This is a genomic window from Pseudoruegeria sp. HB172150 (assembly GCF_013184805.1).
Classification (GTDB): domain Bacteria; phylum Pseudomonadota; class Alphaproteobacteria; order Rhodobacterales; family Rhodobacteraceae; genus Psychromarinibacter.
The window spans coordinates 417979-426118 of record NZ_JAATNG010000003.1; the positions used below are offsets into that span (position 1 = coordinate 417979).

The following is an 8140-nucleotide window of genomic DNA, read 5'->3' on the forward strand; positions in this document are numbered from 1 at the left end:
GCCGGTACCGTGACGCGCATTGCGTTCTCGGGATATTGGTGATGCGGCGCGGGTCAAATGTTTCCCGAAACGTATTAACTGGCGAGGCTCTGCGCCTGCTTGTCGCGCATGCCATCAATCAAGGTTTCGAAGGCAAAACGCGCGACGAGGGTGGAGAGCGTTTGCGCGTCCTCTCCCAGAACGGTCGCGAGCGCGGACGCCTCTTCGACCATCGCGGCGTTCTTCTGGGTCGTCTCGTCCATCGTGCTGACGGCGATGCTGATTTCTGTCAGCGCGCTTGCCTGGCTTTCTGTGGCGGAGCGGATACCCTTAACCCTTGCCGATGCGGTGAAGACACCGTCGGAGATCTTTTGCAGCGCCTCACCCGCGCTGCCCACAAGCGACACGCCGGATTTCACCTCGTGTTGGCTGGCAGAGATCAGCGCGTTGATCTCCCCGGTTGCCTGTGCAGCGCGCAGGGCAAGCGCGCGTACTTCGGAGGCGACAACCGCAAAGCCGCGTCCGGCCTCTCCGGCGCGGGCGGCCTCGACGCCGGCATTCAGCGCCAGCAGGTTGGTTTGGAACGAGATCTCGTCGATCACCTTGGTGATGGAAGAGATCTCCTCGGACGATTTTGCGATGCGATCCATCGCCGCGACCGCCTGCTTGACGATTTCGGCGCCTTCCTCGGCGCTGGCGCGAGCAGCGCCGACGACAGTGTCGGTTTCTGTGGCGCCTTGCGCGGTGTTCTGGACGGTGCCGGTGATCTTCTCCAGCGCAGCGGCGGTTTCTTCAAGCGTTGCGGCCTGGTTTTCAGTGCGCGACGCGAGGCTTTCCGCTGAGGCGGAGAGCTCACCGGAGCTGCCGCGCAGTTTTTCCACATTACCAGAGACTTTACCAAGCACGTCGGCGAGCTGGGTGACGGCCTGGTTGAAGTCCCGGCGCAGGATTTCGTATTCCTCGTCGAACGCACCGCCGATCTGACAACGGAGGTCGCCTTCGGACAGCCGTTTCAGCCCTTCGGCGAGGCTGCGCATGACAGTGTCCTTGGCGGCGGCCTTGGCGGCTTCTCTGACGGCGCGCGCCTCGACACGTTCCGTGATATCTTCGGCGAAGACGACCACCTTAAACGGCTGACCGTTGCCGTCCAGTACTGGGTTGAACGTGGCCGCGAGCCAGCGGATGGTGCCGTCGCTGTGTTTGACCTGTATCCTACGGCTGTCGCTTTCGCCCGCGATTACGCGGGTCCAGAGGGCGGAGATCTCTTCGTGATCGGCGGCTAGGATCTTTCCGTGAGTGTGGTTGGCAAGCTCTACTGCGCTGCGGCCGACGACGGCCTGGTAGAGCGGATTGGTGCGTAGGATGGTGCCGTCCAGAGACATTTCCACGACGCATTGGTCACGCTCTATGGCGGCGATCATGCCGCTGTGCAGTCGTTCCTCTGTCACGTCGCGCCATTCGAGCACGTTCCCGGCGTAGCCGCCGTCTTCGCCGCGGACATAGGACACGTTCAGCTCAAATTTCAGATCGCCGATAGAAATGTCCGTGCGCCATGGCATGCGCGACGGATCTCGGAGGATGGCGCGCTGGTGTTCGGGGTTCGTGTGGAAGCGGTCGATGGACCTGTTCAGCACATCATTAGGTTCGAAGTCCGGCCAAACCTGCTGCATGATCTCCCCGTTCTTGTGCAGCATGTCGCGTGATGCGTCATTCATTCCAGTCAGGCGCATGTCTGGGTCGACGATCATCATCGCGGACTTGCTGTCATCGAAGGCGAAGCTCTTCGCGAAGGCTTCCCGCGCAACGGATTCGGCCTGTTTCAGGTCGGTACGCATCAGGTCGAGCGCGGTCGAGAGCTCGCCGATTTCGGATCCCGCACCGAGAGTTGGGATCACGGTATCGAATTCCTTGTGCGCGAAACGATGCATCACCTCTGAAAGGGAGCGGATCTGGCGACCGAGCGCACGGGCCATGACCGCGCTTCCGGCAATTGCAGCGACGAATGCGACGACCGCCAATGCAGACGAGAGGACAAAACGTGCCAGCGCACCGCGCAACTCGGCTGCGACGAAGTCTTCCATCTTAGAGACGAAAGCGACCTCCTCACTTCTCAGGCGTTCGATCCACTCGGTCGAGGTTGCGAACCAGAACTGCGCCGAGATGCCGCCAAGCCCGCCACCACTTGCGGCAGCCTCAAAGACGACATCCCGCAGTTCCTGCACCGCCAGGAATTCTTGAAGTGTGTCGAACTGCAGCCCTTCGAGGAATCCCTGGGCGAAGATCTGAGTCTCGGTCAGCGCGTCTTTCTGCACGGCGCCGAGCGCGATGAAGTTCCTCAATACTGGCAGTGTAAACTGGCCCTGGCCAAAGCCCACGGCGCCCATGGCGCGTTCCAGCCCGGCGGCTTCCTTGGCTTCGGTCAGGGTCACAAGTCCGGCGCCGGCGCGCGCAATGCTGCCGATTTCGGCCGACATGACGGCCCGATGGTTGAGGCGCAGCGCGGCGCGAATGACGCCGGTGTAGTAGCCGGCCATTTCCGGGACGCTGAGTTCGAGCGCGGTAACACTGGTGCGCATTTTTTCAAGGGATCCGAGACGTTCGTTCAGATCCGCGGCCTCTGCCGGAAAGGCGTTTTCGAGCTCAGGCAGAATCGCGCTTAGCGTGGACAGGGCGGCATCGACCTTCGCGCGCTGAGCGGGGATCTCTTCCGCGAAATTGATGCCGGACGATCCAATGTAACCCGCCGACATCCCGCGTTCGACTTGCGTTTCATGGATCAGCGCGCCCACGATCACCGTATTGGCGAGCGCAGTTTCCGTCTCTCGCGCCGAGGTGATTGTCTTGCCGGCAGAGGTAATCTCGAACGCGGACATGATGCCGAGCCCGATCAAGGGGAGAGCGACGATGGCGAGGATCTGATGGCGCAATTTCATGGGCGACTCCGGCAAGTCCGCCGCTTGGTTACGGCCGGCTGCTTAAATTTCCCTTATTGGGCGCCGGGCTTGCGTAGGATTTCGTCGGGAAGCGCTTGGGCGCGCGGTGGAAGCTGGGAAAAATGCGCGAAAGTTCATCCGGCTGTCATCATGGGCGGATGGATTGCGGATAAGGACGCGACAAGGCGCAGCACTCCGCCGCGCCGTTCCCTATCGTATCAAGGAGGTCAGAGACCATGCATCCTGCAACCCGGTGCCAACCCGCGAAAGGCGGCGCCAGATGAGCGCGCCGGTCATCGGTGCCGCGCTTGGCGTGAGCGATCTGCCGACCTATCGCGACTGGCTGTTCGAGAAGGACCGCGACTTGGAGTTACAGAGCTTCTGGCAGGCGGAGGCGCTGGCCGACGGCAGCTGGCGGCCGCTGGCGGAAGAGGCCAACAAGCATCTCGACGGGTTCAAGGGGCGCCTGGGCATACATGGGCCGTTCTGGGGGCTGAGCTTCTCGAATTTCGACTTCGAAATCCGCGAGATCGTCAGGCGGCGGATGATGGCGGGGCTCGACGTCTGTGAGGCGCTTGGTGCGACACAGATGGTGGTGCATTCGCCGATCACCACATGGGACCACTTTAACATGGCTATGTACCCAGATGGCTGGGAGCGCACGGTGGAGCTGACCCATGACTGCCTCGATCCGGTGATAGCGCGTGCCGAGGATCAGGGTGTTGAACTGGTGCTGGAAAATATCGAGGACGCCGATCCGGAAAAGCGGAAGCGACTAGTCGAGACATTCGACAGCAAGGCATTCCGGCTGTCCATTGATACCGGCCACGCGCACTACGCGCATGGGCGGACGGGGGCGCCGCCAGTAGACTACTTTGTGCGTTCGGCAGGTAACATGCTGGCGCATGTGCATCTGCAGGATGCCGAAGGCTATGCGGACCGGCACTGGGCCATCGGGCGTGGCACGATCCGCTGGCACGCGGTCTTCGCAGCGCTGACGGAGCTGGAGAGCAATCCGCGGTTGATCCTTGAATTGCGGGACCGGGCCGAAATCCCGGAATCCATGGCGTTTCTGGAGCGTGAAGGGCTTGGCCAGTAGCCGTCAGGAAGCGCGGCGGACGACCCAGTCTGCCGCGCGGGTCGGCAGGATGCGGGTCAGGAACTTTGCCACATGAGCCAGCCGCGTGACCTTGTAGCGCGGGTGCGGGCGGGGTGATTCAAGTGCATGGATGATCTTGGCTGTAACGGCAGAGGCAGGGACTTCGAGCCGGGCATTCGGGTTCTCGCCGCGCCATTTGCGCATCAGGTCGGTCTGGTAAAGCCCAGAGCGGGCCGAGGATTTCCAGTCGATCCATTTCTCGAACTGGATGCGGCCGTTGACGCCGAATTTGGTGACGATCAGGCCGGGTTCGATCAGGATGACGTGGATCGGTTCGCCGTGCAGCTCGATCCGGAGTGTATCGGTCAGCCCCTCAAGCGCGAACTTGGTCGCAACATAGGCACCGCGCCACGGATAGGTGGTGTAGCCCATGACCGATGAGCAGTTCAGGATGCGGCCGTGCCCCTGAGCCCGCATCACCGGGATCAGCCGGCGCGTCAGGTCGTGGTACCCGATCAGGTTGGCCTGCAGGATCGCGCGTAAAGCCTCGGTCGGCAGATCCTCGACCAGGCTGGGGATGCCGTACGCGCCGTTGTTATAGACTGCGTCAAGCGTACCGCCGGTGGCGGCCAGAACCTCGGCCACCGCGGACGCGATCGTCGCTTCGTCCTCATAATCGAGATGCGGGCTCTCGAAGCCTTCTGATGTCAACCGTTCGCAATCATCCGGTTTGCGGCACGATGCGAAGACGCGCCAGCCGCGCGCCTTCAGGGTTTGTGCCGCGTCATAGCCGATGCCGGAGGAACATCCGGTGATCAGGATGGATTTCTGTGCCATGCTTCCTGCCCTGCGTGTCTGCAAAAGGATTAGGATACCGGCGTGTAGGGTTCAATCGGCAGGCGATTTCGTGCGAAACCCTGCACCGTGACTGTGTCGTGATGCTTCCATGCTTGTTCCGCCGTTCCGCGCATCGTATCACATCATCTATGAGCGAGCAGACCGACGACCCCAATATCGAGCCACCGGAACTGGCCGAACCCCTGCGCCGAGCCATCGGCGAGCGCTATCTGACCTATGCGCTGTCGACGATCATGAACCGCGCGCTGCCGGATGCGCGCGACGGGCTGAAGCCGGTGCACCGGCGGATCCTTTACGCCATGCACCGGCTAAGGCTTTCGAGCAATGGGGGGTTCCTGAAATCCGCCAAGATCAGCGGCGACACGATGGGGGATTTCCACCCCCACGGAGACAGTGCGATCTATGACGCGATGGCGCGGCTGGCGCAGGATTTCAACGTGCGCTACCCGCTGGTCGACGGGCAGGGGAATTTCGGCAATATCGACGGCGACAACCCTGCGGCGAGCCGGTACACAGAGGCGCGGATGACCGCCGCCGCCGAGGCGCTGCTGGAAGGACTGGCCGAGGATGCGGTCGATTTCCGCCCCAACTATGACGGACGGCTGGAGGAACCAGAGGTTCTGCCGGCGTCCTTCCCCAACCTCTTGGCGAACGGGGCGAGCGGTATCGCGGTTGGCATGGCTACCAACATCCCGCCGCACAACATCGAAGAACTCTGCGACGCCTGTCTGCATATGATCAAGACGCCCGATGTGCGGGACGACACGCTGCTGAACTATGTGAAGGGACCAGACTTTCCCACCGGCGGCGTGATCGTCGAGCCTCCCGAAAGCATGGCGCAGACCTATCGCACAGGGCGCGGCGCGTTCCGGGTGCGGGCGTTGCACGAGGTGGAGGATCTGGGCCGCGGCCAGTGGCAGATCGTCGTCACCGAGATTCCGTTCCAGGTGCAGAAGTCCAAGCTGGTCGAGCGGATCGCAGAGCTGATCCAGAACAAAAAGATCCCGATACTTGCCGACGTCCGCGACGAAAGCGCCGACGATATCCGGCTGGTACTGGAACCGCGGTCGAAGAACGTCGATCCAGACGTTCTGATGAACATGCTCTACCGGAATTGCGACCTAGAGCTTCGGTTCTCGTTGAACATGAATGTGCTGATCGACGGGCGCACGCCCAAGGTCTGCTCGCTGAAGGAAGTGCTGCGCGCCTTCCTCGACCACCGGCGCGAGGTCCTGCTGCGGCGGTCGCGGTTCCGTCTGGGCAAGATCGATGCGCGGCTGGAGGTGCTGGAAGGCTTTATCGTCGCCTTCCTGAACCTCGACCGGGTGATCGACATAATTCGTTACGACGACGATCCCAAGGCCGCGCTGATGCGTGAGGATTGGTCGCTGGATCACCCCAAGGCGACGTCCGAGCGGGATTACATGACGCCCGCGGTGGGCGAAGGAGAACTGACCGAAGCGCAAACCGAGGCGATCCTGAACATGCGGTTGCGATCGTTGCGGCGGCTCGAGGAGATGGAGCTGCGGCGAGAGCGCGATGAACTGCTGATCGAGCGCGCCGGGATCGAAGACCTGCTGGAGGACGAGGGCCTACAGTGGAACCGCATCGCCGAGCAGATACGTGAGACCAGAAAGCAGTTCGGTAAGGATTACGAAGGCGGTGCGCGGCGCACCCGGTTCGCTGAGGCAGCCGAGGTCGAAGAGGTCCCGCTAGAGGCGATGATCGACCGCGAGCCGGTGACGGTCGTGTGCTCCAAGATGGGCTGGATCCGGGCGATGAAGGGCCATATCGCGCTGGATCAGGAGCTGAAATACAAGGACGGCGACGCGGGGCGGCACATCTTCCATGCCGAGACCACGGACAAGCTGCTGCTTTTCGGCTCGAACGGGCGCTTCTACACCCTGTCGGTTGCGAACCTGCCAGGCGGGCGTGGCATGGGGGAACCGGTGCGTTTGATGGTGGATTTGCCGAACGAGGCGGAGATCATCGCGCTTTTCATCCATGACGTGGCGGGCAAGCTGCTGGTGGCGTCGAGCGCCGGCGACGGGTTCCTGGTGTCGGAGGCGGAAGTCGTGGCGCAGACGCGGTCGGGCAAGCAGGTCCTGAATGTCAGGGACGACGCAAAGGCGCTGGTCTGCCGTCGGGTGAATGGCGATTACGTTGCCTGCGTCGGCGAGAACCGCAAAGTGCTGGTCTTCCCGATCGACGAACTGCCAGAGATGGGCCGCGGCAAGGGTGTGCGGCTGCAGCGTTACAAGGATGGCGGTTTGTCGGACGCGACGACTTTCAACCTGGTGGACGGGTTGAACTGGCTGGACCCGGCTGGACGCACCCGCACGGAAACAGATCTTGCGGAATGGCAGGGCAAGCGAGCGAGCGCTGGCCGTATGGCGCCGCGGGGTTTCCCGCGGGACAACAAGTTTAGCTGAGGCGCTAAGGCACTCCGTCGCCGCGGCCCGGCATTGAAAAACAAGGCCCGCTGCGCTAGGCGCGGGAAGATCTCAGGAGGGGTGACATGATCCGCATTCTCAAGTCTGTACCGGTCCTGGCCGCCGTTTTATTGCTGGCCGCCTGCGACCCGAAAGCCGATCTCGAAGAACCTCCGGCAGATCTCGGCCCGTTCAAGCTTGGCCACAATATCGTGGTGGCGCGAGACCCCACAGTTGGACCGCTGTCGCGTACCGCTACCGAGGAGGAGTGGAAAGCGGTGTTCGAGGCCGCTGTGGACGACCGTTTCGGGCGTTATGACGGCAACCGGCTTTACCACCTGGGGATCAGTGTTGACGGCTACGTGCTGGCAATGCCCGGGGTGCCTGTAGTGGCCTCGCCGAAATCGGTACTGATCTTCACCGTCACCGCCTGGGACGACGCGCTGGGCCGCAAGTTGAATGAAGAGGCCGAGCAGCTGACGGTGCTGGAAAGCCTGAGCGGCGACACTTTCGTCGGGTCCGGCCTGACGCTCTCGAAGGAAGAGCAGATGGCCAATCTGTCGGCAAGCGCAGCGAAGGCGATCGAGAAATGGCTGCTGCGGCATCCGGAGTGGTTTGAGCCGCCCTTCGAATAGCTTTTGCTGGCTGCAACTGGCGCTTGATTTCCCTGTTTCGAGACAGTAAGCGGGCCCGCGTACAGAACCCGGGGCTATGGTGCCCCCTTTATACAATGAGGCGCCCTGAGGATGGCAAAGGCAAAGTTTGAACGTACGAAACCGCACGTGAACATCGGGACGATCGGGCACGTTGACCACGGCAAGACGACGCTGACGGCTGCG

Annotated in this window: 6 protein-coding genes; 4 read left to right on the forward strand and 2 right to left on the reverse strand. The window is 62.3% G+C overall.

The window, feature by feature from the left end; translation table 11 throughout:
* Positions 1 to 74: 74 nt before the first annotated feature.
* Entirely contained in the window at positions 75 to 2912 is a 2838-nt protein-coding gene (locus tag HCO70_RS16735; protein ID WP_172298227.1) for a methyl-accepting chemotaxis protein, read from the reverse strand.
* A gap of 280 nt (positions 2913 to 3192) precedes the next feature.
* Here HCO70_RS16735 and HCO70_RS16740 point away from each other — a divergent pair, with 280 nt between their 5' ends.
* Positions 3193 to 4011: a sugar phosphate isomerase/epimerase gene (locus tag HCO70_RS16740; protein WP_172298229.1), complete on the forward strand. Its 819-nt coding sequence runs from the start codon at positions 3193 to 3195 to the stop codon at positions 4009 to 4011.
* Between the two features lie 3 nt (positions 4012 to 4014).
* Here HCO70_RS16740 and HCO70_RS16745 read toward each other — a convergent pair whose 3' ends face one another.
* On the reverse strand, positions 4015 to 4848 hold the full coding sequence (locus HCO70_RS16745; protein ID WP_172298231.1) for an SDR family NAD(P)-dependent oxidoreductase: 834 nt from the start codon (positions 4846 to 4848) through the stop codon (positions 4015 to 4017).
* 149 nt (positions 4849 to 4997) lie between these two features.
* Between HCO70_RS16745 and parC the strand changes: the two genes are divergently transcribed.
* From parC to HCO70_RS16760, 3 genes are all read left to right on the forward strand, one after another.
* On the forward strand, positions 4998 to 7301 hold the full coding sequence (gene parC, locus HCO70_RS16750) for a DNA topoisomerase IV subunit A (RefSeq protein ID WP_172298233.1): 2304 nt from the start codon (positions 4998 to 5000) through the stop codon (positions 7299 to 7301).
* 86 nt (positions 7302 to 7387) lie between these two features.
* Complete coding sequence (locus tag HCO70_RS16755; RefSeq protein ID WP_172298235.1) at positions 7388 to 7936, forward strand: hypothetical protein; 549 nt, start codon at positions 7388 to 7390, stop codon at positions 7934 to 7936.
* A gap of 111 nt (positions 7937 to 8047) precedes the next feature.
* The coding region (locus tag HCO70_RS16760) for a GTP-binding protein (RefSeq protein ID WP_023878051.1) at positions 8048 to 8140 on the forward strand (93 nt) is incomplete at its 3' end.

What these genes read in the sequence shown, in the direction of transcription:
- HCO70_RS16735 (WP_172298227.1), bottom strand. Translation starts at nt 2,912, where the DNA reads ATGAAATTGCGCCATCAGATCCTCGCCATCGTCGCTCTCCCCTTGATC.
- HCO70_RS16740 (WP_172298229.1), top strand. Translation starts at nt 3,193, where the DNA reads ATGAGCGCGCCGGTCATCGGTGCCGCGCTTGGCGTGAGCGATCTGCCG.
- HCO70_RS16745 (WP_172298231.1), bottom strand. Translation starts at nt 4,848, where the DNA reads ATGGCACAGAAATCCATCCTGATCACCGGATGTTCCTCCGGCATCGGC.
- parC (WP_172298233.1), top strand. Translation starts at nt 4,998, where the DNA reads ATGAGCGAGCAGACCGACGACCCCAATATCGAGCCACCGGAACTGGCC.
- HCO70_RS16755 (WP_172298235.1), top strand. Translation starts at nt 7,388, where the DNA reads ATGATCCGCATTCTCAAGTCTGTACCGGTCCTGGCCGCCGTTTTATTG.